Below are 26,798 nucleotides of genomic sequence, written 5' to 3'. Positions count from 1 at the left end.
CCCACAAGCGGCCGGCCCGAACCCGACCACGGCAGGGGGCGTCGCGTGTCCTACCCGAGCGCCTCGGCGGCCTCGAGCCACTCCAGCTCGGCGGCCTCCTTCTCCTCCTGCAGCGCGGTGAGCTCGGTCCCGATCGCGGTCAGCCGCTCGGGGTCGGTCGCGTGAGCGGTGAGCTCGGCGCTCAGCTCGGCCTCGCGGGCCGAGAGCCGCTCGAGCACCTTGTCGAGGCGGGCGACCGTCTTCCTCGCGGCCCGCTCCTCCGCCGACCCGGCCTTGGCCTTGGCTGCGGACGCGGGCGCGGGCTGGTCATTCCGCTCGATCGAGCCACCCGATCCAGCCAGCGCGGCCGCCCGTCGCTCGAGGTACTCGTCCACCCCCCGGGGCAGCATCGAGATCCGGCCGTCGCCCAGGAGGGCCCAGACGGAGTCGGTGACCCGCTCGAGGAAGTACCTGTCGTGGGAGACGACGACCAGCGTGCCGGGCCATCCGTCGAGGAAGTCCTCGAGAACGTTGAGGGTCTCGATGTCGAGGTCGTTGGTCGGCTCGTCGAGGAGCAGCACGTTGGGCTCGGTGAGCAGCAGCCGGAGCAGCTGGAACCGGCGCCGCTCACCGCCGGAGAGGTCGCCGATCCGCGCGGTGAGCTTGTCGCCTGTGAACCCGAAGCGCTCCAGCATGGACATCGCGGTGATCTCCCCGTCGGTCGTCCGGGTGACCCGGCGGATCCCCTCGACCGTGGCGAGCACGCGGGCCTCGGGGTCATCGACCTCGACGTCCTGGGTGAGGTGCTGGAGGGCGACGGTCCGTCCGTGGCGCACCTTGCCGACGCTGGGCGCCGCCTCGCCGGAGAGCAGCGCGAGGACGGAGGTCTTGCCCGCGCCGTTGACGCCGACGAGACCGACCCGGTCCCCGGGCCCGAGGCGCCAGGTGGCGTGCGAGAGGAGCTGACGGGTGCCGCGGGCGAAGTCGACGTCCTCGACGTCGATCACGTCCTTGCCGAGCCGCTGCGCGGCGAACCGCTGGAGCTCGAGCCGGTCACGGGGCGGCGGCACGTCCTCGATGAGGGCGTTGGCGGCGTCGATGCGGAACTTCGGCTTGGAGGTCCGGGCCGGGGCCCCGCGCCGCAGCCAGGCGAGCTCCTTGCGGACCAGGTTCTGCCGGCGCACCTCGGAGGCGGCCGCCTGGCGCTGGCGCTCCGCCTTGGCGAGCACGAAGGCGGCGTACCCGCCGTCGTAGGTGTCGACGGCGCCGTCGTGGACCTCCCAGGTCTGCTGGCACACGGCGTCCAGGAACCAGCGGTCGTGGGTGACGACGACCAGGGCGGAGGGTCGCGCGGCGAGGTGCGCGGCCAGCCAGGCCACCGCCTCGACGTCCAGGTGGTTGGTCGGCTCGTCGAGCACGACCAGGTCGTGGTCACCCAGGAGCAGACCGGCCAGGGCGCAGCGGCGACGCTCTCCGCCGGAGAGACCGTGCACCGCCCGGTCCAGGTCCACGCCGGCCAACAGCACGTCGACGATCTCGCGCAGCCGGGAGTCCGCGGCCCACTCGTGGTCGGCCATGCCCTGGAGCACGACCTCGCGGACGGTGTGGGTGTCGTCGAAGTCGTCCTGCTGGGCGAGCACGCCGACCAGCAGGCCGCGCTGGCGCGAGACCCGGCCCTCGTCGGGCTCCTCGGCGCCGGTCATGATCCGCAGCAGGGTGGTCTTGCCGTCGCCGTTGCGGCCGACGATGCCGATCCGCTCGCCCTCGCCGATGCCGAGCGAGACATCGCTGAGGAGCGGGCGGACGCCGTACGACTTCGAGACCCGCTCGAGGCTCAGCAGCGAACGGGGCTCAGGCATAGGTCACCACGTGGGCGCCGGCGACGGGTCCGGGGGCGAGGGTGCAGCGATAGCCCTGGGCGGTCAGCTCGGCGACGGTGGTCCGCGCCTCCTCGACGTCCTCGTGGAGGACCAGCAGGGTCGGGCCGGACCCGGAGAGCAGTACGCCGTCGGGCGCCATGCTGCGCAGCTGCACCTCGACATCGACCAGGTCGGGGCGCAGGTCCCGGGCGGCGGGCCACAGGTCGTTGGCGAGCAGGTCGCCGATCTCGTCGGTGTAGCCGGTGCCGAGCGCCTCGATCAGCGCCTCGGGGACCGGCGGCGCGACGGGGGCGTCGGGCGACAGCTCGTCGAAGTGCGCGTACACGGCCGGGGTGGAGAGGCCCTCGTCGGACAGGACGACCACCCACCACACGGAGCTGGCGTCCTCGACGGGGACGACCACCTCACCGTGGCCGGTGCCGAGCGCGGTGCCGCCGAGGAGGGCGAAGGGCACGTCACTGCCGAGGGTGCCCGCGATCCGGAGCAGGTCGTCGTCGGAGGTCTGCAGGTCCCAGAGCCGGTCCAGGGCGAGCAGCGTGGCGGCCGCGTCGGCGGAGCCGCCGGCCATGCCCCCCATGACCGGGATGCCCTTGGCGATGGTGATCCGGGCGGCGCGCTCGATGCCGTGATGGGCGGTCAGCGCGCGGCCGGCCCGGACCGCGATGTTGGTGTCGTCGAGGGGCACGCCGTCGATCGGCCGGGTCAGTCCGACCGACCAGTCGGCGGCGTCGACGACGGTGACGTCGTCGTACAGGCCGACGGCCTGGTAGACCGTCGCGAGGGCGTGCTTGCCGTCCGGCCGCAGGCCGCCGACTCCCAGATGGAGGTTGATCTTCGCGGGGGCCCGCACCGTCACCTGCGTCATGCGCTCTCCCCAGCGTCGGGACTCTCATGGAGGGCGATCGCGATCGCCACGAACTCGTCGATCCCGAGCGCCTCGCCGCGGGTCAGCGGGTCGATCCCGGCCGCCCGCAAGGCGGCCTCCGCCTGCTCCGAGCCGCCGGCGATGGTGCGCAGCACGCCGCGCAGCGCCTTGCGCCGCTGGGCGAAGGCGGCGTCGATCACCGCGAACACCTGCGCCCGCTGCACCCGGTCGGTCGGCGGGTCGCGGCGGGTCCAGGCGACCAGGCCCGAGTCGACATTGGGCGCGGGCCAGAAGACGTTGCGCCCGATCGCGCCCGCCCGTCGTACGTCGGCGAACCAGGCCGCCTTCGCCGAGGGGATGCCGTAGGTCTTCGATCCCGGGGGCGCGGCCAGGCGGTCGGCGACCTCGGCCTGCACCATCACCAGGCCGTGCTCCAGCGACGGCAGCAGGGCCAGCAGGTGCAGCAGGACCGGGACGGAGACGTTGTAGGGCAGGTTCGCGACCAGCGCCTGCGGCGCCGGCCCCGGCAGGTCGGTCACGGTCATCGCGTCCGCGAGCACGACCCGGAGACGCTCGGCCTGGTCAGGCGCGTAGGCGCCGATCGTGGTCGGCAGCTCCCCGGCCAGCAGCGGGTCGACCTCGATCGCGGTGACCTCGGCACCGACCTCGAGCAGCGCCAGGGTCAGCGACCCCAGCCCGGGGCCGACCTCCACGACGACCTGGCCGTCGGTGACCCCGGACTCGCGCACGATCCGTCGCACCGTGTTGGCGTCGATGACGAAGTTCTGGCCACGCTGCTTGGTCGGGCGCAGCCCGAGTCGCGCCGCCAGTCCCCGAACCTCCACCGGGCCCAGCAGCCGCGGCGCGGAGGTTTCAGGCATGGGGTCAAGGCTATCGGCTCCCCGCCCGGTCAGCGCGGGAGACCGAGCTTGGCGGCGCAGCCGGGCCAGGCACCGTAGCCGCCGGAGCGGTCGCGCAGCCGGGTGGCGATGGCGATCTGGGTCTCGCGGGAGGCCTGGTGGGGATAGCCGGTGCCACCGTTGGCACGCCACGTGCCGAGGCTGAACTGGAGTCCGCCGTAGTAGCCGTTGCCGGTGTTGATCCGCCAGTTGCCGCCGGACTCGCACTGGGCGAGGCGGTCCCACACGGTGTTGCCGGACTCGATGACCGGCTTGGTGCCGACCTTGACGACCTCGGCGGTCGGCTCGCGGGTCACGGTCGCGGTCAGTACGACGCGGCGCACGACCTTGCCGTTGCGGACCGTCACCTTGTAGGTGACGTCGCGGGCGCCGTCCACGCCGGGGGTCACGACCTCGGTCTGCCCCTGGAAGAGCGCGTCGTCGGAGACCTTCTGCACGGGCGCGGCCACGGCCTCGCCGGTCACGCTCCGCTCGCGCTTCTCGATGTCGGTGAAGACGATCCGGTCGCCGGCCGCGAGCGCGGTCCCGCGCGCCGGCCGGACCTTGTCGTGCTCGTCGAGCTGGACGCCGACCTGGGCCAGGGCGTCCTCGACGGTGAGCGCGGGCAGCTGCTGGGTGACCGGCTTCGCGCCGGCCAGGACGAAGGTGAGCTCCTTCGGCGTGACGACCTCGATCTCCGCTCCCCCGCGGTCGATGTCGGCGGAGCGGCTGGTGGAGAGTCGGCCGTCGGCGTAGGGCGTGCCGATCTCGGCGAGCGCGCCCTCGACGTCGGTCGCGGTCACCCAGTGGGTACTCGCCTCGCCGTCGACGGTCAGCTCGACCGGGCGGCCGAACAGCACCGCGATCCGGTCGCCCGCCTCGATCTGCTCGTCGGGTCCGGGCTCGACGATGTCGCGCCCGGACACCGCGATGCCCTCCTCGCGCAGCACGTCACCGACGGTGTCGCCCATCGTGGAGACGGCCCGCTCCCGGCCGTCGACCGACAGCCGGACCTCGGTGGTCATCGAGGAGTAGCCCCAGGTGACCGCGGAGACCGCCACGAGGACCGCGGCGACGGTGACCGTGAGGGCCTTGCGGCTGTGGGCCAGGCTCAGGAAGGTGGCCTTGAGGGACCGGCCGCTGATGAGCCGGGCGAGCTGGGGGTGCGCAAGTCGCACGATTCTCCGAACGTCGTACTGTCCGGGCCTCGGTCGGCCAGCCCGACCGACCCCCTGCCGCGGTGCGGCGGGCGTCGGACCCTGCGTGGGCTGGCCGGATACCGCCTCCGATCCCGGCCGTCAGCCATCCACGAGAGCAGGGCACCACCGTCGATGGCAACTTGGCGAGGGCCCTCAGCGTGGATGTGCGTGACCTGATTCACCTCGGGACGCCTCACCCGTCACTTCCGTCACGTTCACCAGCCACCCCCGAAGGCGGCCTCCGTGTTCGCGTCGATCGCGGCGCACAGCTCACCGAGGTCGTCCCCGCGCTCGGCGGCCATCGCCCGCACTGTCAGCGGGACGAGGTACGACGCGTTGGTGCGACCGCGGAAGGGCGACGGCGTGAGGTACGGCGCGTCCGTCTCGACGAGCACCCGGTCGCGGGGCACGATCCGCAACGCCTCACGCAGCGGCTCGGCGTTCTTGAAGGTGACGGTCCCGGCGAAGGAGAGGTAGGCCCCGCGGTCCAGGCAGGCGCGGGCGAAGGCCGCATCCCCGGAGAAGCAGTGCATCACCCAGCGGTCGGGCGCGCCCTCGCCGTCGATCACCTCGAGCACTCCGTCATGGGTCTCCCGGTCGTGGATCACCAGGGTCTTGTCGAGCCGCTTCGCGATGTCGACGTGCCGTCGGAAGGACTCCACCTGAACGGCCCGGCCGTCGTCGCCGGTGCGGAAGGCGTCGAGCCCCGTCTCGCCCACCGCGCGCACCTTGGCGTGGGCGCCGGCGAGCTGCTCGATCTCGTCCCACGCCGCCTCGAGGGCGGCGCGGCCGTCGCGCTCGAGGATCCGCGGCGCCTCGTTCGGGTGCAGGGCCACGCCGGCGACGAGGGGCTCGTGCTCGGCGGCCGCGGCGACGGCCCAGCGCGCGCCGGGCAGGTCGCAGCCGATCTGCACGATCCGGGGTACGCCGACCGCGGCGGCCGCGGCGAGGGCCTCGCCGGTGTCCCAGGCCGCCCCACCGCGGCCGATGTCGAGGTGGCAGTGGTTGTCGACGACGGGGTGCGGGAGCGGCTCCGGGACCGGCGGGCGCTCGTCGGCGCTCACGACACCGGGCTCACGACGCCGGGCGCACGCGGTCGAGGATCGCCTCGGCCAGCGCGTCGGGTGCCTGGGTGGGGATCCAGTGGGACACCCCGGTGAGCTCGACGAACCGGTAGGGCCCGTCGACCCAGCGGACGGTGTGCTCGGCGCCCCAGCGGCCCAGCGCGACGTCCTGGTCGCTCCACACCAGGGTCGTCGGCACGCTCACCCGCGTGCGCATGTCCCGCGGGTCGTTGAGCGGCAGCGCGCGGTACCACCCCAGGGCGTGCGTCAGCGCTCCGGAGTCGATGACCTCGGAGCGCACCCGCTCGAGGTCCGCACGGGTCATCCCGGCGTGCCGCAGCTGCCGGTCCGACGCCGACCGGATCCGCCCGAGCAGCGTCTCGGGCAGGACCGGGAGCTGGAAGGCCAGCATGTACCACGACTTCAGCAGCTGCCCGGACCGCACGAGCGAGGACAGGAAGGCTCCCGGGTGGGGCACCGAGACGGCGGTGAGCGTGCGCACCCGGTCGGCGTGGTGCTGGGCGAGGGCCCAGGCGACGATCGCGCCCCAGTCGTGGCCCACGACGTGGACGGTGCCGCCCGGCCCGGCGACGGCGTCGATGACGGCGACGGCGTCCTGGGCGAGCAGCGCCACCCGGTAGTCGCGGCGCCGCCTCGGCCGGGCACCGGGTGCGTAGCCGCGCTGGTCCATCGCGATCGTGCGGTAGCCCGCCGCGTGCAGCTGCGGGGCCACCAGACGCCAGGAGGTCGCCCGCTCGGGGAACCCGTGCAGGAGCAGGATCGGCTCGCCCTCGGCCGGCCCCTCGTCGAGGACGTCGAAGACCAGCCCCTCCCGCTCGACCTTCGTGATCCGTTCAGTCATCGATGTGCACCACCTGGTAGACGTTGCGCTTGGGCAGTCCGGCCTGGACGGCGACCGCGGCGACCGCCTCCTTGCGCCGCACCCCGTCGGCCTCCAACGCGGCGACCGCCGCGCGCAGGCTGTCGGGATCGGTCTTCACACCCGCCCCGGGGACGGCACCCGCGACGACGATCGTCACCTCCCCGCGGACCCCCTCGGCGGCCCAGTCGACGAGCGCGGCGAGCGCGTCTCGTCGTACCTCCTCGTGGGTCTTGGTCAGCTCCCGGCACACGGCGGCCGCGCGCTCGGGGCCGAACGCGTCGCGCATCGCCGCGAGTGCGGCCTCGGTGCGGTGCGGTGCCTCGAAGAAGACCATGGTGCGCTGCTCGGCGGCCAGGTCGGTGAGCCGGCGCGACCGCTCCCCCGCCTTGCGCGGCAGGAAGCCCTCGAAGCAGAAGCGGTCGACGGGGAGACCGGACACCGCGAGCGCGGTCAGCACCGCCGACGGACCGGGTACGGCGGTGACCCGGATGCCGGCCTCGACCGCCGCCGCCACCAGCCGGTAGCCCGGGTCGGACACGCTCGGCATCCCCGCGTCGGTCACGAGCACCACCCGCTCACCCGCGACGAGCGCCTCGACCAGGGCGGGCGTCCGCGCGGCCTCGTTGCCCTCGAAGTAGGACACCACGCGCCCGCTCAGCTCGACGTCGAGGTCGGCGACCAGACGGCGCAGCCGCCGGGTGTCCTCGGCGGCGACCACGTCGGCGGCAGCCAGCTCCGCGGCCAGGCGCGGCGGCGCGTCGCCGACCTGGCCGATCGGCGTACCCGCCAGCACCAGGACTCCACTCACGGGACCGATCATTGCAGGCGGGGCCCGTCAGCGCGGCGGGCGCCGTAGGCGACGCGCTCGGCCATCGAGCACTGCGTAGGCTTCGGCACCGTGACCGTCGTCGGCCTCTCCCGCACCGCGCTCGGCCGTCGGGTGCCGCTGGCGGTGGAGCGGGCGGTGAGCCCGCTGCGGCGGCTCTCAGGCCGGCAGCGGCTGGTCGGCTGGCTCGGACCGATCGGGCTGACCCTGCTGGCGCTCGGGCTGCGGGTGGTCGGGCTCGGCAACCCGCACCGGTTCGCGTTCGACGAGACGTACTACGCCAAGGACGCCTGGTCACTGCTCAACAACGGCTACGTCCAGACCTACCTGACCGACGCCGACGGCAACACCAAGACCGACATCAACGCCGACATCCTCGCCGGGCACACCGACGGCGTGTGGACCGGCGACCCGTCGCTGGCGGTCCACCCGGACGTCGGCAAGTGGCTGATCGCCCTCGGCGAGAAGGCGTTCGGGATGGACCCCTTCGGCTGGCGGATCGCGTCAGCCGTCGCAGGGGCGCTGATGGTGCTCGTGATCTGCCGGCTGGTGCGACGGATGACCGGCTCCACGATGCTCGGCTGCATCGCCGGCACCCTGCTCATGCTCGACGGCCTGCACTTCGTGCTGTCCCGGCTGGCCCTGCTCGACATCTTCCTGGCGCTCTTCCTGCTGTGCGGGGTCTCCTGCCTGGTGGCCGACCGCGACTGGCACCGGGCGCGGCTCGCGAAGCGCGCGCGACGTACCGAGGGCGGGGTGGCGCTGACCGGATGGGGTCCGCGGATCCTGTTCCGGCCGTGGCTGCTGGCGGCCGGCGTCTGGTTCGGCCTCGCGGTCGGCACCAAGTGGACGGCGCTCTACCCGCTGGCCGCCCTCGGCGTGCTGTGCTGGATCTGGAGCGCCGGCGCGCGGCGCTCGCTCGGCATCCGGTGGGCGCTGGTGAAGGGCGCGATCGCCGACGGCATCCCGGCGTTCCTGTCGCTGGTCGTGGTGGCGCTGCTCGTCTACATCGCCACCTGGGGCGGCTGGCTGGCGCACGCGGACAAGTACGAGGAGAGCCTGAGCTCGACGCAGTACCGGCAGTACACCGGGCAGGGCCACTGCGCGAAGGACGACGACTCCTACGTCGCGACCGACCTCGACAAGTCGAAGAAGTGGCCGACCGCGACCGAGAAGGACGCGACCGGGCCGGCCGAGGCATGGCAGTCGCTGCGCTCGCTCTGGTACTTCCACCAGGACGTCTACACGTTCCACACGCACTTCCTGAACTGCTCCACCCACTTCTACGAGTCCAAGCCGTCGAGCTGGCTGCTCATCAACCGGCCGGTCGGGGTCGCGGTCACCAACGACATCTCGCCGGACGCCCCCGGCTGCGACGCCCCCGCCGACAGCGACTGCATCAAGCAGGTGCTGCTCCTGCCGACGCCGGTGCTGTGGTGGGGCGGGCTCCTGGCCCTGGTGTTCGCGGTGGTGATGTGGATCGGCGCCCGTGACTGGCGCTACGGGCTGGCGGTCGTGGGCGCGCTCTCGGCCTGGCTGCCGTGGATGATGTACGACGACCGGCCGATCTTCCTCTTCTACGCGATCGCGATCCTGCCGTTCACCATCGTGGCGATCACCCTCGCGATCGGGGCGCTGATCGGGCCCTCGCGCGCACCCTCGGCCCGTCGTACCGCCGGCGTGATCGTCAGCGGCGCGTTCGTCGTGCTGACCCTGGTGAACTTCGCGTGGTTCTGGCCGATCTGGACCAACCAGATGCTGACGCACAGCGAGTGGCTCGACCGGGTCTGGTTCTCCCGCTGGGTCTAGCGGTCCATGGCGGGGGTACCACGGCGGGTGGACGCGCCTCCCGCTCACGTCGCGGTGGCCGCGAGCGGTGGACGCCGGTCTCCTCGCCCTGACGGTGGCGTGGATGACGAACGAGGAGGAACGATGGGAACCTGCAGCACCTGCGGAAACGACTACGACAAGACGTTCGCGGTGGAGACCACGGACGGCACCCGCCTCACCTTCGACAGCATCGAGTGCGCCGCGCACCTGATCGCGCCGGTGTGCGCGCACTGCGACTGCCGGATCCTCGGCCACGGCATCGAGGCCTCCGGCACGATCTACTGCTGCGCGAACTGTGCCCAGCATTCCGGCGTCGACGGGGCGCAGGACCGCGTCTAGCCGGACCCCGGACGTCGTGGTCGCGGCCGGGCTGGTGCCGTCGTGAGTCGTGCTGGTCGTGCTGCGGGACTGTCAGGATGCTGCGGTTGCGTAGCCGGTCGGGTTCCGAAAGGCAGCGACGAGGACGTTGGGGAGGTGGCCGGGTTCGGCGGTCGGGCTGCGGTCCGGGAGGCCGTGGTTCGGGCACTTCTGTCACGGATGGTGACGTTGGCTCTCCACACCTCACCGATCGGGTTCCCCTTGTCCACAAGCGGGTTTCCGCCGCTTTGAAGTGTCGTAGCCGGGTGGGAGAATCCAGTCATGGATCTCGGAACCACGCCCCGCACGACAGCCTCGCTGCTGTCGCGTCTGGGTACTGGGGTCGAGGCCCGCAACCAGCTCCTCGTCGAGGAGTGGGCGGGGATCGTCACCTGGGCCGGCGACCACATCGTCGACAGCCCCGAGGGTGCGGCGACCATCACCGAGGGCTATCTCGACACCGGCGTCCCGATCGCCGGCGACGGGGCACCGTTGGTGTCGGAGTTCGCGTTGATGGAGCTCATCGCCGTCCTCGGCCGCACCCCGGACGGTGGCCGGGCCTATGTCGGGCGGGTCATCGAGTGCGCCTGGCGACTCCCCCACGTGTACGCCGCCGTGGTCGCGGGGCGGTTGGCGCCGTGGCGGGCCGAAACGGATCGCCGACCTCACCCGCCCCCTCTCAGCCGACGCGGCCGCGTTCGTGGACCGGCAACTCTGGGACGCGTCCGGGGTCGGGTGGGCGCAGCTCGAGAGGCTGGTGGCCGAGGCGGTGCTGCGGTTCGACCCCGAGCAGGCCGAGGCCGACCGGCAGCAGGCGGCTGACGGTCGTCGGTTCGACATCGGTGGGGTCGACGAGCACGGTCTGGTCCACCTCGACGCCCTCCTCGATGCCGCCGACGGGTACGACCTCAACCAAGCGGTCGCCCGACGAGCCGAGACCCTCGGTCGGCTCGGTGACGAGTCGACGCTCGACGTGCGGCGCTCCAAGGCCGCCGCCGAGCTCGCCCGCCACGACCTCGCCCTGGACCTGCTGATCCCCGACCCCGACACCGGAGAGATCCTCGCCACCGTCCCCGGCCGCAAGGTGATCCTGAACGTGCATGTCACCGACACCACCCTCACTGACACCTCCCTGGCTGGCCAGAATCCGGTGGGTCGGTGGGAGGAGGGTCGCTGCCCCATCACCTCGGCACAGATCCGGGAATGGCTGCGGACCAAGGACGCCACGATCATCGTGCGTCCGGTCATCGACCTGGCCGACCATCTCCCCGTGGGGTCCTACGAGATCCCCGACCGTCACCGCACCCGCGTGATCCTGCGCGACCACGCCTGTCGGTTCCCCCACTGCTCTCGACCTGCGCAGCGTTGCGACGTCGACCACGCCCGACCCTACGGTCAGGGTGGACTCACCTGTCCGTGCAACGAAGTGGCGCTATGCCGGCGGCACCATCGCGCGAAGACCCACTCCACCTGGGCCTACGACATCGTGATGCCCGGGTCCTATGTGTGGACCAGCCCCGCCGGGTTCCGGTTCCGCGTCGACCACCACGGCACCCACCCCATCCACGCCACACCCCGGCCCCTCGACTCCCACCCACCGGACGAGTAGCCACCCCGCCCCACACCCCGCAGGACCCGTTCCCTGCGGGGATACCGGCATGTCGCAATCCACTGGCGGAGCAATCGAGGCGCACGCGCCATCCCAGACCGGCGAAGCGTCACCCCCACATGAGCGACGCGCTCACACCCTCCCCTCACCTGGTAGACGCAGCGTAGGAAGCGACCGGAGCGGAGGAGACGAGCCCTCTCCGTGAGTCGGCCGTCTTGCCGCCACGCGACCACGACCACCTACCGGACCCGACCGCGCTCGCGCCCTCCCACACCTGTCGGTCATCGCGGGAGACGAGCCCTCTCCGTGTGCCGGCCGTCTTGCCGCCACGCGACCACGACCACCTACCCGACCGGAACGGAGGAGACGAGCCCTGTCCGTGAGTCGGCCGTCTTGCCGCCACGCGAACGCGACCACCTACCGGACTCGACCGCGCGCGCGGCAGCGTGGCGCACGCGCGAAGCGCGTCGTGCGACGCCCGCGGGCCGAGCGCAGCGAGCGCCCGGGCGGCGAGCACGACATGCGACACGCTCGCGCCATCCAACTCAGTGGTGGCGGAGCGCGTCGATCAGCTCGTCCTTCTTCATCGACGACCGGCCGTCGATGTCCAGCTCCCGGGCACGCTCACGCAGCTTGTCCACGGTCCAGTCCTCGTAGTCGCCGGCCTTGCCGCCGCGGCGGCCGACCTTGCTGGCGCCCTTGGAGGCCATGGCGTTGGAGATCCGGGCGGCCTTCTCCTTGCTGGCGCCGTCCTTGCGGATCTCCTCGTAGGCGTCCGGGTTCTTGATGCCGGGTCCGTGCTTCTTTCCGGGCATGTCTCCTCCTCTGTCTGGATCGTCTGTCTGGATCGTCTGTCTGGATCGTCGGGGGCTCCGGGCCCACTCCGGCGTTACCCGCGCAGCGGTGAGAGAGACGTTCCGGCGACGATCCGCACCTCGCCGGCCTCGTGGTCGATCACGACACCGTCGCCGAGCTCGACGACGCGGGCGTGCCGGTGCAGCCAGTGGATGACAGCGGCGACGGCGGCCGGCCCGGGCTCGCTGCTGCGGTCGTAGCCGAACAGCGCGCCGGGCCTCCCGGGGCCGACGAGGAAGGCGACGACCCGGTGCTCACCGGGCCTGCCGGGTGCGCCGGTCATCCGCAGGTCGAGGACCTTCGACCGCCGGGGCAGCGCGGCGCAGCGGACCGGGAGCCCGAGCAGGTCGCCGACCCGGCACCGGCGCGGGTCCGCCGCGCGCTCGTGGGCCATCCGGTGCAGCAGACCCGGGGCCGGCTCGGAGAGCCGGACCTCGCTCGAGACGTCCTCGACGAGGTCGAAGTCGACGACCAGCGGCAGCTCCTGGTCGGCCGCGGCCTCACGGACCAGGCGGTGCGCGCGGGCGAGGCCGCCACCCAGCCTCCGCCCGAAGCGCGGCAGGAGGGCAGGCAGGCCGACCAGCAGCGCCGTCGGCACGAGGGCGCCGTCGTCGTCGAGGACGAGCTCGACGTCGTCGACCTTGCCGACCAGACGGTCGTCGGCGCCGACGACCTGACGGTCGAGCAGGTGCAGCCCGACGTCGTACCCCTCACGCTCCGCCAGTGACGCCATCGACCCGTCCTCTCAGCCCTGTCCCATCGAGGTGACGATCATGAGCGGGATCGCCGCGAGTGCCGCGACCGTGATGACCACGAGATAGACGACGCCCAGCGCGTTGGCGACCGGACCGTTCACGTGCTCGCCGAGGTAGTCGGGGTCGTTGGCGACGACGAGGATCGGGAAGTAGGTCAGCGGCAGCGCGATCGCGGAGAACAGCACCGAGATCTCGGTGACCATGATCGGGTCGACCCCGGTGAGCAGCACACCGGCCGCGACCACGGTCGCGGCCAGCAGGATGATGTGGAAGCCGGCGGCCTCCCGCGGGCGGACGTACTTGCCCCACGGGAACCCGAAGTACTGCGCGAGGCTGTAGCCCGTCGACAGGCCCGTCTCGCAGGCGGCACCGAAGGTGGCGGCGAAGAAGCCGAGCACCACGACGGCCAGCCCGATCTTGCCGAGCCCGACGGCGACGGGCAGGCCCACCTGTCCCAGTGTCTCGACCGCGATGCCGGTGGGGAGGAAGACCGTGGCGGCGCAGGCGGCGATGGCCACGGAGAGCACCCCACCGAGGGGGAAGCCGATGAACACGTTGGCCCGCATCACCCCGATGTCCTTCTCCGTCCAGCGCTCCTCCACGCCGCCGCTGGAGAAGAAGAAGACCTCGTAGGGCGTCATCGCGGCTCCGAACAGGGCGACGCCGAAGAAGGCGTACGTCGCCCAGCTCTCGGCGCCCGGCTTCTCCGCGGGCGACAGCCCCGCGGCGAGCTCCCCCCAATCGGGTCCGAGCTGCCACAGCGCCACGGCGAAGGCGATGAGGGCCAGTCCCATCAGGCCGAGCACGTTCTCGATCGACGAGAACCGCGCCCGCCACAGCACGATGCCCACCGCGACCGCCACGAACGGCACGACCAGCAGGTGATGGACCGAGGTCACCAGCTGCAGGGCCAGGGCGACGCCGCCGATCTCGGCGATGAAGGTCAGCAGCGTCACGAGCATCGAGCCGACCAGGTTGAGGAAGCCCATCCGCGGTCCGAGGCGCTCGCGGACGAGGTCGAAGGTCGCGCGGTGGCTGACCGCGGCGATCCGGCCCGACATCTCGGCGAACACGCAGATGCCGACCACACCGACCAGCACGACCCACACCAGGGAGGTGCCGAACCGGGCGCCGACCTGGGCGTTGGTCACCAGGTCGCCGATGTCGACGAAGCCGCCGATGGCGGTCAGGACGCCGAGCAGGACGGCGAGGTAGCGCTTCATGGCGCGGCCCGCCGCAGCTCGTCCGCGAGGCGGTCGAGCGCGTCGAGGAGCGCCTGGTCGTCGTACTCACCGTCGACGGAGTGCGCCCGCGCCTCACCGACGAGATCCACCGCCTGGTCGAGCAGGTCGAGGACGTCGGCGGCATCATCCGCGCGCGCCGTGGGCACCTGCACCCGGGAGAGGTCCTCCGCGGCCTTCCCCGCCGCCTCCTCGGCCTGCGCCACCAGCACCGTCGCGTACGCCGACCAGGTGCGCTCCTCGTCCGCCGACTCGAGCGCGAGGCGGGCCGTGGCCACCTGGCTGCCGGCGTCGGAGAGGGCCCGGGCGGCCCGCTCGTCCCAAGCGGCGGCGTCCGGCTCGGCGACCACGCCGCACGCGGTCAGGAGGAGAGTGAGGGCGACGAGGACCGCGACGACGGCCGGTCGCATCGAGCGCTTCACCGCTCGCGGCCCCGCAAGGGGACCGCAGCCCACATCACGATGAAGGCGAGCGCCACCGCCGCCGCGGCGGTCAGGGCCGCGGCCGTGCCGAGGACGATGTCGAACACCAGCAGCACCACGGCCGTCGACACCGCGGCGAGCCCCACCAGACCGGCCAGCGCGCACCGCTGGGCGGCGGCGACGATCCACTCCCGGCGTCCCTGCCGGAAGAGGATCCGGTGGTAGCAGACCGGAGCCACGATCACGAGGGTGGTGAGCACGGCGCCGACCAGGATGCCGAGATAGATCCGCTGCTGGTTCTCGGTGAGCTCGGTGAACCGCTCGGTGAACGGCACGGTGAGCAGGAAGCCGGTGAGGATCTGCACGCCGGTCTGCATCACCCGCAGCTCCTGGAGCAGCTCGCTCAGGTTGCGGGTGATCTGCTGCGGCGGGCGGGCCCCTCGCGAGCGCGTGCCCACCGGCGCACCGGTCACGCCCGGTCCTCCTCCACATCCTGCGCGTGCGGATAGGCCTCCTCGGGGTCCACGACCTCGCCGACCTCGGTGAGGGGAACCTCCGGATCGCGGTCCGGCACGTGATAGTCCTCCACCCCTGAGCGGTCGTTCTCGGGGACCGGCCTCTGCTCGGGGTCGACCGGCTCGTCCGGTTCCAGCGGGCGCTCGGGGTTCGCGGGATCGGGGATGGTCATCGTTCCTCCAGGTCCTGGTCTCCGGTCCGGGCGTTCGGCCCGGTCGCTCCCTCCTGCACGTCGTCGTCGGTCGGGTGCCCGGCCACGGCGTCGGCCGGCGCCTCCACCATGCCGGCGTCGTCGAGGTTGCCCACCTCGGACACCTCGCCGTCCGCGCGAGTCTCCTGTCGTTGACGCGGTCGCTTCTCCATGCCGGGGAGGTACCCCGGAGCCCGCTCAGAAGACGGGCTTGCCACCGGTCACGCCGAGCACCGTGCCGGACACGTACGACGCGTCGCCCGGCGAGGCCAGGAAGACGAACGCCGGGGCGACCTCGGCCGGCTGCCCGGCCCGCCCCAGCGGGGTGTCGGTGCCGAACTGCTCCACCTTCTCCGGCTCCTGGGTGGCCGGTTGCAACGGCGTCCAGATGGGCCCCGGCGCGACGGCGTTGACGCGCACGCCGTCCTTGCCGAGCGAGGCGGCGAGGTTGACGGTGAGGTTGTTGATGGCGGCCTTGGTGGCGGCGTAGTCCAGCAAGGTCTCGGACGGCTCGAACGCCTGGATGGACGCGTTGTTGACGATGCAGCCGGGGCGCCGGCGCAGGTGCGGGGCCGCGGCCCGCACCAGCCACATCAGCGCGTACAGGTTGGTCTTCAACGTGCGGTCGATCCGCTCGTCGCTGAGGTCGTCGACGGCATGGTCACGCGCCATCTGGTAGCCGGCGTTGTTGACCAGGACGTCAAGGGCGCCGAGCTCGTCGGCCGTCCGCCGGACCGCCTCGTCGCACGCGTCGCTGGTGCGCAGATCGAGCGGCATCGCCAGCACCCGCCGGCCCGCGTCGGAGACCAGGGACACGGTCGTGTCGGCGTCGACCTGCTCCTCGGGCAGATAGGTGAAGGCGATGTCGGCACCTTCCCGGGCGTAGGCGATGGCGACGGCCCGGCCGATGCCGGAGTCGCCGCCGGTGATCAGCGCGATCTGGCCCTCGAGTCGGCCGTGGCCGACATAGGACTGCTCGCCGTGGTCGGGTTCAGGACGCATCTCCCCCGTGAGTCCTGGGGGCGTCTGCTGCTGGGCGGGAAAGGCGGTGTCGGTCATATCCCGGGCGTTACCCCGAGTGAGCCGGGCCGAGTCGGGTACTCCGGGTCAGATCCGTGACGCCCACGGCTCAGCCGGCGCGGCCCTCCGGGGCCGTCCGGTTGGCGGTGAGGTCGTCGAGCAATGCGTCCAGCAACCGGCGCAGCCCCGGGTGGCTGACATGCCCCTCCCGAGCCACCTGGATCAGGCGCTCGGCGACCTCCCGCACCTTCACGTTGCGGTTGCGCGACCACCACTTGAGCATCGCGAACGCGGCGTCGGCGTCGAGCCCGTAGCCCAGCATGAGGATGCCCTTGGCCTGTTCGATCGTGTCCCGGGAGGCGGCCGACGCCGCGACCGCGGCATCGGCGGCGGCGGCCGTCTCCGCGTCGAGTTCGGGCGTCAGGTCGAGGTAGTACCCGACCAGGCGGTCGGCCTTGCCGCTCGTCCGGCCGCGGTCGTACTGGCCCTCGCCGCACAGCACGACGTTGCGGACCTCGCCCTTGACCAGGATCCGGTAGTAGACGTTGAAGGGCACTCCGTCGCTGATCGCCTGCTGGAGTGTCCGCTCGACGAGCTCGCGGTCCTGCTCGTGCTTGTGGCGCATGATCAGCTCGGTGGTCGGCTCCACCTCACCCGGCCGGTAGCCGTGGATGGCGAAGACGTCGTCGTCCCACTCCCAGCGCTCGTCGACGACGTCGTAGACGAAACGCCCGGTCTGGCGCGGACCGTCGGGATCCAGCGGCGGCAACAGGAACGGGTCGTCGTCCACGGGCTCTTTCCCAGTCATCTCGCCTCCTGCCCCTCGCCCCGGCCCTTCCGTATGGCGGCAGTCGGCGCGGGTACCCCGCAACCACCGGAGGAGGTCACATGGGCGATCGGACCGTCTGCGACGAGAACTATGGCGAACCCGGGCCGCGCCGCACAACAGGGGGTCATCTCCCGGTGCTGATGGCGGCCCGCCGCGTTGTGCTGCGCCTGATCCTGGGCGATCTGTGGGAGGGAAGGACGAGGACCGGATGAGGCTGCCCGAACCGTGCGGACCGCTGAGCGAGGGGGTCGTGGAGACCCTGCGCGCCCAGCCCGTGGGACCCCACGCCGTGCCCGAGCCGCGGGCGATGGGCGACGTCACGTACCCGCTGACCGACCGCGACTTCCAGCTCGCGCTGTGGATCCTCTACGAGCTCCACTACCGCGGCTTCGACGACGTCGAGGATCCTCGCGCGGAGTGGGACCCGCTGCTCATGGTGAGCCGGGCCGCCCTGGAGCGCACCTACGAGCACGCCGTCCGGGAGCTGGTCGCCGAGACACCGCAGGACGCGCCCGCGCTCGAGGACCTCGGCGACACCCCGGCCGAGCAGGTCACCGCCGCCCTGGTCCGGATGACGGCGCGCTCCGGGCCCTCGGACGTGGCGCAGTTCCTGCACCGCCGCGCCTCCCGCGAGGAGTTCCGCTCCTACCTGGCCGAGCGCGCCGTCTACCACCTGCGCGAGTCCGACCCCCAGAGCTTCGTGCTGCCCCGCATCGGCGGGGCGGCGAAGGTGGCCCTCGCCGAGCTGCAGTACGACGAGTACGGCGGCGGGCGCGCCGACCGCCTGCACCAGACGCTGTTCGCCCGCGCCCTGGCCTCACTCGAGATGCCGACCGATCTGGCGCCGTACGTCGCGCAGGCCACGGGGGCCACGCTCGCGTCGGTCAACCTGATGTCGCTGTTCGCCCTCAACCGGCGCCTGCGCGGTGCCGCGATGGGTCACCTCGCCGCGTTCGAGGCGACCAGCTCGCTGCCGTGCGAGCGGATCCTGCGCGGAGCGCGCCGGCTCGGGCTGCCCGAGGCCGTCCAGGACTACTACGACGAGCACGTCGAGGCCGACGCGGTCCACGAGCAGGTCGCGATCCGGGGCATCTGCGCCGCCCTGGTCGAGGACGAGCCCGACCTCGCCCCGGACGTGGTGCTCGGCGCCACCGCCTGCCTGGCGGTCGACGGGCTCGCCGGCGAGGTGCTCCTCGAGAGCTGGCGCAGCCGGCGCGACGCACCGGTGGCGGGGTGAGCCGGCCATGAGCGAGCGCCGCGTCGTCGTGACCGACTGTCCCGGCGGCCCCCTGCTGGTCCGCGGGGCGGACGAGGTCGTCGGCGTCGACGGCACGAGCGCCGCCGTCGAGCGCGCCGTCGTGGCGGTGTGCCGGTGCGGGCGGTCCGAGCGCATGCCCTGGTGCGACGACAGCCATCGCGACCGACGACGGAGGAAGAAGCCGTGAGAGCAGTGACCTGGCAGGGCAAGGGCCGGATGAGCGTCGAGGACGTGCCCGATCCGCGGATCGAGCAACCGGACGACATCGTGGTGCGGGTGACGTCGAGCGGGCTGTGCGGCTCCGACCTCCACCTCTACGACCCCCTGGCGCCGTTCATGGAGGCCGGCGACGTGGTCGGCCACGAGCCCATCGGGTTCGTCGAGGACGTCGGAGCCGGCGTCGGCTCCCTGCGGCCCGGCGACCGCGTGGTCGTCCCCTTCAACGTCAGCTGCGGGCGGTGCTGGATGTGCGCCCGCGGCCTGCAGAGCCAGTGCGAGACCACGCAGAACCTCGAGCAGGGCACCGGCGCGAGCCTGTTCGGCTACAGCAAGCTGTACGGGCACGTGCCCGGTGCCCAGGCGGAGTACCTGCGGGTGCCGTTCGCCGACACCCTGCCGATCAAGGTCCCGGACGGGCCGCTCGACGACCGCTTCATCTTTCTGTCCGACGTGCTGCCGACGGCCTGGCAGGCGGTGGAGTACGCCGCCCTGCACGCGGACGACGTCCTGCTGGTGCTCGGCGCCGGCCCGATCGGCGACATGTGCGCCCGCATCGCGCTGATGCGCGGGATCCGGGTGTTCGTCGTGGACCCCGTCCTCGAGCGGCTGCAGCGGGTCTCGGCGTACGGCGCCGAGATCCTCGTCACCGACAGCGAGGCGGACACCGTGGCGATGCTCCTGGAGCTCACCAGCGGTCGGGGGGCCGACGCGGTGATCGACGCGGTCGGGATGGAGGCACACGGCTCACCGGTGACGGAAGCGGTGACGAAGCTGGTCGGGATGCTGCCCGGCGGAGTCGCCGAGCCGATCATCCGCACCGCCGGCGTCGACCGGCTGGCGGCACTCCACCTCGCGATCAGCGCGGTCCGTCGCGGCGGCACCGTGTCCGTCGTCGGCGTCTACGGCGGCCCGATGGACCCGATGCCGCTGATGGAGATGTTCGACAAGCAGGTCCAGCTGCGGATGGGGCAGGCCAACGTGCGGCGCTGGAGCGACGACATCCTCGCGCTCCTGCTGGAGCCGACCGACCATCTGGGGGTCGAGTCCTTCGCGACGCACCACCTCCCGCTCGAGGATGCGCCGGTGGCGTACCGCGACTTCCGCGACAAGAAGGACGGCATGGTGAAGGTGCTGTTCCGGCCCTGACCAGCGGTCCGCCGACGGTGTCCCTGAGCGTATCGAGGGACCGGTATCGGCGGACCGCCGTCGTGCCTCAGGGGCATCAGGCGGCGCGGGGCCTCCCTCCCGGAGCGTGCGCGCCGACGGCCCGGCGCAGGTCGGTGAAGATCCGCTGCAGCAGACGCGAGACCTGCACCTGGGTCACGCCGAGCTCGTCGGCGATCTCCTGCTGGGTGCGCTGCTCGTAGAACCGCATCCGCAGGATGCGGCGGTCGCGCGGCTTGAGCTTGCGGCAGGCCGGGCCGAGCATCGCCACGGCCTCGCTCTGCTCGAAGCCGGGCTCGAGTGTGGGCAGCAGCTCGCCCAGGGGGCTCCCGGTGGCGGCGACGGGCTCGTCGAGCGACGCGGCATGAGCCAGCTCGCCGCAGGCGAGGGCCTCCTCGACCTCGGCCGTCGAGCAGTCGAGCTCGTCGGCCAGCTCCTGGGGCGTCGGCGGCCGGCCGAGCTGCTGGCCCAGCTCCTCCTCGGCCGCGACCACACGCGGGCGGATCTCCTGGATCCGACGCGGTGGGCGGACCGCCCAGGCGGCCGAGCGGAAGTGGCGCTTGAGCTCGCCGAGGATGCTCGGGACGGCGAAGACGAGCAGGTCGTCGCCACGCTCCGGGTCGAAGGACTGCACCGCGCGGGTCAGCGCGAGGCAGGCGACCTGCTCGAGCTCGTCGGAGGACTGCCCGCGGTTGCGGTAGCGCGCGGCGAGGGTGCGAGCCACGGGGATGTTGAGCACGATGACCTCGTCGAGCAGGTCACCACGCTCCCCGGGTGGACACTCCCGCGCCTTCGCCAGGAGCTCTGCGGTGCGAGCCTTCCGCTCGGCGGAGCTGACCCGGCCGATGGACGAAGCGGTGGAACGGTGGGGGATGGTGGGGATCGAAGCGGTGGACACGGTTACTCCCGAGGATCGAGAGCGGTGTGGCGGTGGGCTTGGCCACGGATGTCTGTTGCGTCGCTACCCAACTTAGCGCGATCCCATACCGGCGACCACCCTTGCCGACTACCTTTCGTAGTCACAAAGGACTATCCACGACAGGACCGGCGACTGCGTAACACGATGGCCGTCCCGGGGGTTGTACCTGTGTAGGGCACACCGGGTGCCCACGGCCCCGGGGAGTCGCGGTGCAGCAGATCGTGGTGGCATTGAGCCCGTTCACCCGCCGCAGTCGCTCGCTCGCCGTCGACCACGGCGAGCTCGGCCTCGACCGCGGCCTGGAGCCCGGCGAGCACCTCGTCATCCACGACCCGGTGGCCGACGAGCACTTCACCGCCGTCGTCTGCGACATCACCTTCGAGCTCGCCGACACGACGTACCGCCTCGAGATCGGGACCCGGATCACCGCGGCCGAGGCGGCCGAGCGCGTGGGGCCGCCGACCGACGACGCGCGGCTCACCGCCCAGGACATCGCGGCACTGCTGGCCGACCTGCGGCGCGGCGAGCGGGACGTCGCGGCGGCACTGGACGAGCTCCGCGCGCGCTGACCCTCGATCAGCCACGGTGGGCTAGTCCATCCGGACCACTGCCACGCGCCCTCCGGCTCGACCTTGCTCGAGGGGTCGCCCTCGACGGCGTGGCGCGGGAGAATCCTTATCGTGCCAGCCGAGAATCCGATCCGCGTCTACATCGTCGACGACCACGAGGTCGTCCGCCGGGGTGTGGCGAGCCTGCTCGCGACCGACCCCGAGCTCGAGCTGGTCGGACAGTCGGGCAGCGCGACCGTGGCGTTGCGCGAGATCCTCGAGCTGCGGCCCGACATCGCCGTCCTCGACGCGAACCTGGCCGACGGCACCGGTGTCGACATCTGCCGCGAGATGCGCTCGGTCGACCCGAACATCAGGGCCCTCATCCTCACGACGTACGACGACCCGGACGCCATCTCCGCGGCCATCCTCGCGGGCGCGTCGGGCTACGTGCTCAAGAGGATCGAGGGCAACTCCCTGCTCAACGGCATCAAGCTGGTCGCCGGCGGCCACTCGCTCATCGATCCCGCGGTCGCCAACCGCGTCGTCGAGCAGATGGAGATGCAGCGCAAGTCTCTCGACGTCATCTGCGAGCTCACGCCGCAGCAGCGCAAGATCTTCTTCCTCATCGCCGAGGGCATGACCAACCGGCAGATCGCCGAGAAGCTCTACCTCGCCGAGAAGACCGTGAAGAACCACGTCACCGGCCTGCTGTCCCGGCTCGGCCTCCAGCACCGCACCCAGGCAGCCCTGCTCGCCGTACGGCTGCGGGGTGCGGACGGCGGCTCCCCGTCGTCCGTCGGCTCGGCGCTGGGCTCCCCGGTCGGCTCCGGCTCGGTGCCCGGCCGCCGCGTCGGCTGAGCTCTCGGGTCAGAGCCGGAAGCGACCGACCAGGTCCCGCAGCTCGGTGGCGACGCCGGTGAGTCCGGTGGCGGAGGCCAGGGTGTTCTCGGCACCCTCCCGGGTGTCGGCAGCGGCCGTCGCGACCTGGGTGACGTCCTCGGCGATGCCGTTGGCTCCGGCTGCGGCCTCGGTGACCGATCGGGCGATCTCGTTGGTGGTGGCGGTCTGCTCCTCCACCGCGGAGGCGATCGTCGACTGGATGTCGTTGATCCGGGCGATGACGTCGGCGATCCGGCTGATGGCGGAGACGGCGCCCTGGGTGTCGGTCTGGATCGCCTCGATCTTCTGACCGATCTCCTCGGTCGCCTTGGCGGTCTCCTTGGCCAGCTCCTTGACCTCGTTGGCGACCACCGCGAAGCCCTTGCCGGCGTCACCGGCCCGGGCCGCCTCGATGGTGGCGTTGAGGGCGAGCAGGTTGGTCTGCTGCGCGATCGAGGTGATCACCTTGATGACCTGGCCGATCTCGGCCGAGGACTCGCCGAGCGAGGCGACGGTGCCCTGGGCCTCGGAGGCGACGGTGACGGCGTCGGTGGCGACGGTGGCGGCCTCGGTGGCGTTCTTGGCGATCTCGCGGATCGAGGCGGTCATCTCCTCCGCCGCGGTGGCGACGGTCTGGATGGACGCCGACACCTGGACCGACGCGCTCGATGCGGACGCCGCGCGGTCGGAGGTCGTCGAGGCGCCCTCGCCCATGCCCTCGGCCAGCGAGGTGAGCTGGTTCGCGGCGGCACCGAGGGTCTCAGCGGCACCGCTGATGTTGCCCATGCTCGAGCGGAGGGTGGACAACAGGGTGCGCAGGCCGTCGGCGACCTGGCCGACCGCGTCGTCGCCCTCGATGTCGAGGTCGCGGGTGAGGTCGCCCGCGGCGGCCGCCGAGACGACGTCGAGGATCTGCGCGACCTTGCCGGCGAGGACGGCGGCCGCGTCCCGCTCGGCGGCCTCGCGGTTGATCCGCGCGACGGTGTGCGAGACCAGCCGGCCGACGTTCCGCAGTGCGTCGAGACGCTGGGCGCTCGGCTCGAGGGTCTCGGTGGCGAAGAAGTCCATCGTGCCGACGACCTCGCCGTCGATGATGACCGGGAAGCAGACCCCCGACCTCACGCCGACCCGCTGGGCCACGGGAGCCCGCACACAGTCGGTCATCTCGCCGATGTCGCGGGTGAAGTAGAGGTCGCGCTGCGCCCAGGCCCGGCCGGACAGGCCGACGCCCTCGGCGAACGAGGCCTGCAGGGTGACCTGACGGAACTCCGGCCCGGCGTCGCCGGACTCGCGGTCGAACCTCAGCAGCCGGTCCGCGGGGTCGACCGTCCAGTAGGAGCCGTACGCCCAGCCGAACTCACCACGCACCGTGTCGAGCGCGACCTGGACGGCGGCGTCGACGTCCGTGGCGGCGCCCAGACCCGAGAGCACCTTGTTGACCGCCGAGGTGTCGGCCGCGGCCTCCGCGCTCTCGCGCTCGATCCGCAGCCGGTCGGTGACGACCTCCCAGGTCGCCATCGCCCCGACGTATTCACCGGCCGCGTCGGTGATCGCGCTGACCAGTAGATCGAGGGTCTGGTCACCGACCTGGATGTTCGCGCGGCGCGGCAGGTGCTCGGCGGTCGCCAGCAGGTCCCGCTGATAGGCCGGGTTCTTGTGGAAGACGTCGAGGCTGGAGCCGACCACGTCGTCCGCCCGGACGGGCAGCACCGCCTCCAGGCCGCGCAGCGTCCGCAGCGATGCCGGGTTCATGTACCGGATGACGAAGTCCCGGTCCGCGAACATCATGTTCGTCGGGGAGTTCTCCATCATCGACAGGGCGAACGCCGAGGTGTCGGGTGCCTTCGCCGGCGCTGCCTGCGCGGTCTGCTTGGTCGCTGTCGTCGCCTTGGTCGCGGGCGCGGTGCCGTTCGTCGGCACCTCCAGGATCTCGGTCACGGGGTACCTCCGGGGTTGTCGGGTGTGGGCGCGACATCGGCCGCACGATCGGCGTCGAGGACGAGCAGGATGGAGTCGGGCAGAGGACGGACGCCGCGCACGACGTCCTGCACGCCCCGAGGCACGGTGGTCGGAGCCGGCTGCAGGTCGACGCCGGCCGCGTCGATGACGTCCCCGATGTCGTCGACGAGGAGGCTGACCACCTCGCCGCGACTGCGGACGATCACGTTCATGGGCAGCTCGGCGCCGGAGCGGTCGGGCAGCCCGAGGCGCACGCGCAGGTCGACGGCAGTCACGATCTGGCCGCGCAGGTTGATCAGGCCGGTGACCGCACGGTCGGCACGGGGCACCGGGGTCATCGGCTGGCGCCGCAGCACCTCCTGCACCTCGTCGACGGCGACGCCGAAGAAGAGGCCGGCCACCCAGAACGTGCAGTACTGCTCCGCGGTGCGCGTGGCGGTCGTCGTGCCGGCGTGGCTCACCGGCCTCATGCCGGCACCCCCGAGCGGAGGACGACGGCCTCGAGGTCGACGAGGTCGGTCACCCGCTCCTGGACGACGGCACTGCCGGTGACGCCGGCACGGCGGCCGACCTCGCTCGCGGTGACCGCGACCTCGACGACGTCGAGCACCCGGTCGATCACGATGCCGACGGCGCCCGCGGCATCGCCGGTCTCGTGCACCACGACGCTGATCCGGTCCCCCTGGTCGCTGGTGTCGGGCAGACCGATCGCGGACGCGAGGCGCACGAGCGGGAGGATCCCGTCGCGGTACTGCACCACCTCGGACGTGCCGCTGCGCTCGACCCGGTCGCGACCGAACTCCTCGAGCCGGGCCACCGCGGTCAGCGGCAGCGCCGCACGGCGGCCGTCGGCGACCTCGAGCACCAGCAGAGCGGTCCGGTCGTCGGCGCCGAGGGCGCGAGGGTCGGCCACCTCCTGCTGGACCGCACCGACGCCGGCCGTCCCGGCGATGCCGGCGACATCGAGGATGAGCGCCACCCGCCCGTCGCCCATGATCGTCGCGCCGGCGTACGCCGACACCGCCTTGAGCTGGCGCCCGATCGGCTTCACGACGATCTCCTGGGTGTCGTGCACCTCCGAGACGCACAGGCCGAAGCGCACGTCGTCGGACTGGAGGACGACGACCGTGAGGGCCTCGTCCCCGGGCGGGGTGCCTCCCAGCGTCTCGGCCAGGGAGACCAGCGGGAGCAGCGTGCCGCGCAGTCGCAGCACCCGCGCCCCCGCGAGGTCCTCGACCTGACGACGCAGGTCGTCGCCCTCGATCCGGACCAGCTCGACCAGGTTGGCCTGCGCGATGGCGTACCGCTCGCCGCCCTCCCCGACCACGAGGGCCGGGATGATCGCGAGCGTGAGCGGGATCCGGACCCGGGTCGTCGTACCGAGGCCGGGCTCGGAGGCGACGTCGACGCTGCCTCCGATCCGCTCGATGTTGGTGCGCACGACGTCCATGCCGACGCCTCGGCCGGAGATGTTGGAGACCGCGGCCGCGGTCGAGAAGCCCGGCCGGAAGATCAGGCCGAGCACGTCGCGGCCGTCCATCCGGGCGAGCTGGTCGCGGGTCACGACGCCACGCTCGACGGCGACGGCGCCGATCGTCGCGGGGTCGATGCCCTTGCCGTCGTCGGCGATCTCGACGACCACCTGGCCGGACTCGTGGTAGGCCCGCAGCGTCAGCGTGCCCTTCGCGGCCTTGCCGGCGGCCCGTCGGACGTCGGGGGGCTCGATGCCGTGGTCCAGGGAGTTGCGGACCAGGTGGGTCAGCGGGTCCTTGACGGCCTCGAGGAGGCTGCGGTCCAGCTCGGTCTCGTGCCCCTCCATGACCAGCTCGACCTCGCGGCCGAGCTGGTGGGACAGGTCGCGCACGACCCGCGGCAGCTTCGACCAGACCTGACCGATCGGCTGCATGCGGGTCTTCATGATCGACTCCTGCAGCTCGCTGGCCACCAGGTCGAGCCGCTGGCTGGCGCGCACCAGCTCGGCGTCGGCGGAGCCGAGGCTGCGCTGCAGCAGCTGGTTGCGGGTCAGCACCAGCTCGCCGACCAGGTCCACGAGGTCGTCGAGGAGGTCGACGTCGACGCGGACCGAGGACTCGACGACGGTACGACGCTCGCCGGGCTCCTCCGGGGCGGGCTCCGGGGCGGGTTCCGGGACAGGCTCCGGGGCGGGCTCCGAGGCGGGCTCCGAGGCGGGGGCCAGCAGGCCGTCGATGACGGCGACGACGGGGTCGACGGCGACCGCCGGATCGGTGTCGCGGCCGGTGCGCTCGATCCCGTCGAGCAGCGCGCGCACGGTGTCGACCATGGCGAGCAGGCCCTCGGCGATCGGGGGCGTCATGACGACCTCGCCGTCCCGCAGCCGCGAGAGCAGCGTCTCCCCCACGTGGGTCAGCTGCTCCAGCCGGTTGAAGGCCAGGAATCCGCTCGTGCCCTTGATCGTGTGGATCGTGCGGAAGATGCTCGAGAGCCGCTCACGTGAACCCGGCTCCCGCTCGAGCTCGACAAGATCGCGGTCGAGCTGATCGAGGTTCTCGTGGGACTCCACGAGGAACTCCGCGATGATCTCGGCATCGTCGTCCATCGGCCCTCCCCTCCAGGTTCGCTCTCCCCCGATCGGCCCGGAGCCGGGGCGG

Annotated in this window: 29 protein-coding genes; 9 read left to right on the top strand and 20 right to left on the bottom strand. The window is 72.4% G+C overall.

The genetic code is table 11. The annotated features are described in order from the left end of the window. Positions 1 to 50: 50 nt before the first annotated feature. From KVF89_RS28175 to rsmI, 7 genes are all read right to left on the bottom strand, one after another. Positions 51 to 1,838 (bottom strand): ABC-F family ATP-binding cassette domain-containing protein, encoded by a 1,788-nt coding sequence (locus KVF89_RS28175; protein ID WP_257430453.1) that lies wholly within the window; start codon positions 1,836 to 1,838, stop codon positions 51 to 53. Beyond that, on the bottom strand, positions 1,831 to 2,724 hold the full coding sequence (locus KVF89_RS28170; RefSeq protein WP_257430452.1) for a 4-(cytidine 5'-diphospho)-2-C-methyl-D-erythritol kinase: 894 nt from the start codon (positions 2,722 to 2,724) through the stop codon (positions 1,831 to 1,833). Before KVF89_RS28170 ends, KVF89_RS28175 begins: the two co-directional genes overlap by 8 nt. After that, positions 2,721 to 3,605, bottom strand: a complete 885-nt coding sequence (gene rsmA / locus KVF89_RS28165; RefSeq protein WP_257430451.1) for a 16S rRNA (adenine(1518)-N(6)/adenine(1519)-N(6))-dimethyltransferase RsmA — start codon at positions 3,603 to 3,605, stop codon at positions 2,721 to 2,723. The genes KVF89_RS28170 and rsmA overlap by 4 nt, the downstream gene beginning before the upstream one ends. Before the next feature lie 29 nt (positions 3,606 to 3,634). Continuing rightward, positions 3,635 to 4,801 (bottom strand): resuscitation-promoting factor, encoded by a 1,167-nt coding sequence (locus KVF89_RS28155; protein WP_273475514.1) that lies wholly within the window; start codon positions 4,799 to 4,801, stop codon positions 3,635 to 3,637. Positions 4,802 to 5,037: 236 nt separating this feature from the next. Continuing rightward, complete coding sequence (locus tag KVF89_RS28150) at positions 5,038 to 5,886, bottom strand: TatD family hydrolase (protein WP_257430450.1); 849 nt, start codon at positions 5,884 to 5,886, stop codon at positions 5,038 to 5,040. Between the two features lie 10 nt (positions 5,887 to 5,896). After that, on the bottom strand, positions 5,897 to 6,748 hold the full coding sequence (locus KVF89_RS28145) for an alpha/beta fold hydrolase (protein WP_257430449.1): 852 nt from the start codon (positions 6,746 to 6,748) through the stop codon (positions 5,897 to 5,899). Next, positions 6,741 to 7,589, bottom strand: coding sequence for a 16S rRNA (cytidine(1402)-2'-O)-methyltransferase (gene rsmI / locus KVF89_RS28140; RefSeq protein ID WP_257430448.1), 849 nt, complete (start codon positions 7,587 to 7,589; stop codon positions 6,741 to 6,743). Before rsmI ends, KVF89_RS28145 begins: the two co-directional genes overlap by 8 nt. A 78-nt stretch (positions 7,590 to 7,667) precedes the next feature. Here rsmI and KVF89_RS28135 point away from each other — a divergent pair, with 78 nt between their 5' ends. From KVF89_RS28135 to KVF89_RS28120, 4 genes are all read left to right on the top strand, one after another. Then, positions 7,668 to 9,404, top strand: a complete 1,737-nt coding sequence (locus tag KVF89_RS28135; RefSeq protein WP_257430447.1) for a dolichyl-phosphate-mannose--protein mannosyltransferase — start codon at positions 7,668 to 7,670, stop codon at positions 9,402 to 9,404. Positions 9,405 to 9,527: 123 nt separating this feature from the next. Next, positions 9,528 to 9,764 (top strand): metallothionein, encoded by a 237-nt coding sequence (locus tag KVF89_RS28130; protein WP_257430446.1) that lies wholly within the window; start codon positions 9,528 to 9,530, stop codon positions 9,762 to 9,764. A gap of 300 nt (positions 9,765 to 10,064) precedes the next feature. Next, positions 10,065 to 10,604, top strand: coding sequence for a hypothetical protein (locus tag KVF89_RS28125; protein ID WP_257430445.1), 540 nt, complete (start codon positions 10,065 to 10,067; stop codon positions 10,602 to 10,604). Then, entirely contained in the window at positions 10,540 to 11,391 is an 852-nt protein-coding gene (locus KVF89_RS28120; RefSeq protein WP_257430444.1) for an HNH endonuclease signature motif containing protein, read from the top strand. The genes KVF89_RS28125 and KVF89_RS28120 overlap by 65 nt, the downstream gene beginning before the upstream one ends. Before the next feature lie 545 nt (positions 11,392 to 11,936). Here KVF89_RS28120 and KVF89_RS28115 read toward each other — a convergent pair. The 9 genes from KVF89_RS28115 to KVF89_RS28075 all read right to left on the bottom strand — a co-directional run bounded on the left by KVF89_RS28115 (position 11,937) and on the right by KVF89_RS28075 (position 17,198). Then, on the bottom strand, positions 11,937 to 12,206 hold the full coding sequence (locus tag KVF89_RS28115) for a DUF7218 family protein (protein WP_257430443.1): 270 nt from the start codon (positions 12,204 to 12,206) through the stop codon (positions 11,937 to 11,939). A gap of 74 nt (positions 12,207 to 12,280) precedes the next feature. Continuing rightward, positions 12,281 to 12,979 (bottom strand): hypothetical protein, encoded by a 699-nt coding sequence (locus KVF89_RS28110; protein WP_257430442.1) that lies wholly within the window; start codon positions 12,977 to 12,979, stop codon positions 12,281 to 12,283. A 12-nt stretch (positions 12,980 to 12,991) separates the two neighbouring features. After that, on the bottom strand, positions 12,992 to 14,224 hold the full coding sequence (locus KVF89_RS28105) for an NRAMP family divalent metal transporter (protein WP_257430441.1): 1,233 nt from the start codon (positions 14,222 to 14,224) through the stop codon (positions 12,992 to 12,994). Continuing rightward, a complete protein-coding gene (locus KVF89_RS28100; RefSeq protein ID WP_257430440.1) occupies positions 14,221 to 14,652 on the bottom strand; it encodes a hypothetical protein in 432 nt (143 codons plus the stop codon). Before KVF89_RS28100 ends, KVF89_RS28105 begins: the two co-directional genes overlap by 4 nt. An 8-nt stretch (positions 14,653 to 14,660) precedes the next feature. After that, positions 14,661 to 15,137, bottom strand: a complete 477-nt coding sequence (locus KVF89_RS28095; protein ID WP_257430439.1) for a DUF6328 family protein — start codon at positions 15,135 to 15,137, stop codon at positions 14,661 to 14,663. Beyond that, positions 15,134 to 15,352 carry a hypothetical protein gene (locus KVF89_RS28090; protein ID WP_257430438.1) on the bottom strand — a complete coding sequence of 73 codons (219 nt, stop codon included), beginning with the start codon at positions 15,350 to 15,352 and terminating at the stop codon, positions 15,134 to 15,136. The genes KVF89_RS28095 and KVF89_RS28090 overlap by 4 nt, the downstream gene beginning before the upstream one ends. Next, positions 15,349 to 15,543, bottom strand: coding sequence for a hypothetical protein (locus tag KVF89_RS28085; protein ID WP_257430437.1), 195 nt, complete (start codon positions 15,541 to 15,543; stop codon positions 15,349 to 15,351). The genes KVF89_RS28090 and KVF89_RS28085 overlap by 4 nt, the downstream gene beginning before the upstream one ends. 25 nt (positions 15,544 to 15,568) lie before the next feature. Then, positions 15,569 to 16,429 (bottom strand): SDR family oxidoreductase, encoded by an 861-nt coding sequence (locus KVF89_RS28080; protein WP_257430436.1) that lies wholly within the window; start codon positions 16,427 to 16,429, stop codon positions 15,569 to 15,571. A gap of 70 nt (positions 16,430 to 16,499) precedes the next feature. Continuing rightward, positions 16,500 to 17,198 carry a PAS and ANTAR domain-containing protein gene (locus KVF89_RS28075; protein ID WP_257430435.1) on the bottom strand — a complete coding sequence of 233 codons (699 nt, stop codon included), beginning with the start codon at positions 17,196 to 17,198 and terminating at the stop codon, positions 16,500 to 16,502. A gap of 229 nt (positions 17,199 to 17,427) precedes the next feature. Between KVF89_RS28075 and KVF89_RS28070 the strand changes: the two genes are divergently transcribed. Genes KVF89_RS28070 through KVF89_RS28060 form a run of 3 tightly spaced genes read left to right on the top strand, consistent with a single transcriptional unit; the run spans position 17,428 to position 19,842 of the window. Next, a complete protein-coding gene (locus KVF89_RS28070; protein WP_257430434.1) occupies positions 17,428 to 18,456 on the top strand; it encodes an iron-containing redox enzyme family protein in 1,029 nt (342 codons plus the stop codon). 7 nt (positions 18,457 to 18,463) lie between these two features. Then, on the top strand, positions 18,464 to 18,664 hold the full coding sequence (locus KVF89_RS28065; RefSeq protein ID WP_257430433.1) for a CDGSH iron-sulfur domain-containing protein: 201 nt from the start codon (positions 18,464 to 18,466) through the stop codon (positions 18,662 to 18,664). Then, on the top strand, positions 18,661 to 19,842 hold the full coding sequence (locus KVF89_RS28060) for an alcohol dehydrogenase catalytic domain-containing protein (protein ID WP_257430432.1): 1,182 nt from the start codon (positions 18,661 to 18,663) through the stop codon (positions 19,840 to 19,842). The genes KVF89_RS28065 and KVF89_RS28060 overlap by 4 nt, the downstream gene beginning before the upstream one ends. A gap of 76 nt (positions 19,843 to 19,918) precedes the next feature. Here KVF89_RS28060 and KVF89_RS28055 read toward each other — a convergent pair whose 3' ends face one another. Then, positions 19,919 to 20,758, bottom strand: a complete 840-nt coding sequence (locus KVF89_RS28055; RefSeq protein WP_257430431.1) for a sigma-70 family RNA polymerase sigma factor — start codon at positions 20,756 to 20,758, stop codon at positions 19,919 to 19,921. Between the two features lie 230 nt (positions 20,759 to 20,988). On the opposite strand from KVF89_RS28055, the gene KVF89_RS28050 reads away from it, so the two are divergent. Further along, positions 20,989 to 21,348, top strand: coding sequence for a hypothetical protein (locus KVF89_RS28050; protein ID WP_257430430.1), 360 nt, complete (start codon positions 20,989 to 20,991; stop codon positions 21,346 to 21,348). A gap of 111 nt (positions 21,349 to 21,459) precedes the next feature. After that, the gene (locus KVF89_RS28045) at positions 21,460 to 22,188 is read left to right on the top strand and encodes a response regulator (protein ID WP_257430429.1); all 729 of its coding nucleotides are present in this window, start codon (positions 21,460 to 21,462) and stop codon (positions 22,186 to 22,188) included. 9 nt (positions 22,189 to 22,197) lie between these two features. Here the strand turns inward: KVF89_RS28045 and KVF89_RS28040 are convergent, their stop codons facing one another. From KVF89_RS28040 to KVF89_RS28030, 3 genes are read right to left on the bottom strand one after another with little or no spacing between them, the layout of a single operon-like run. Then, the gene (locus tag KVF89_RS28040) at positions 22,198 to 24,147 is read right to left on the bottom strand and encodes a methyl-accepting chemotaxis protein (RefSeq protein WP_257430428.1); all 1,950 of its coding nucleotides are present in this window, start codon (positions 24,145 to 24,147) and stop codon (positions 22,198 to 22,200) included. Then, entirely contained in the window at positions 24,144 to 24,638 is a 495-nt protein-coding gene (locus tag KVF89_RS28035; protein WP_257430427.1) for a chemotaxis protein CheW, read from the bottom strand. The genes KVF89_RS28040 and KVF89_RS28035 overlap by 4 nt, the downstream gene beginning before the upstream one ends. Further along, entirely contained in the window at positions 24,635 to 26,746 is a 2,112-nt protein-coding gene (locus KVF89_RS28030; RefSeq protein WP_257430426.1) for a chemotaxis protein CheA, read from the bottom strand. Before KVF89_RS28030 ends, KVF89_RS28035 begins: the two co-directional genes overlap by 4 nt. Between the last annotated feature and the right edge of the window lie 52 nt (positions 26,747 to 26,798).

This window comes from Nocardioides carbamazepini, assembly GCF_024614185.1.
Taxonomy (GTDB): domain Bacteria; phylum Actinomycetota; class Actinomycetes; order Propionibacteriales; family Nocardioidaceae; genus Nocardioides; species Nocardioides carbamazepini.
Note: the sequence above shows the minus strand (reverse complement) of the source record. Positions and strands in the feature narration are given on the sequence as shown.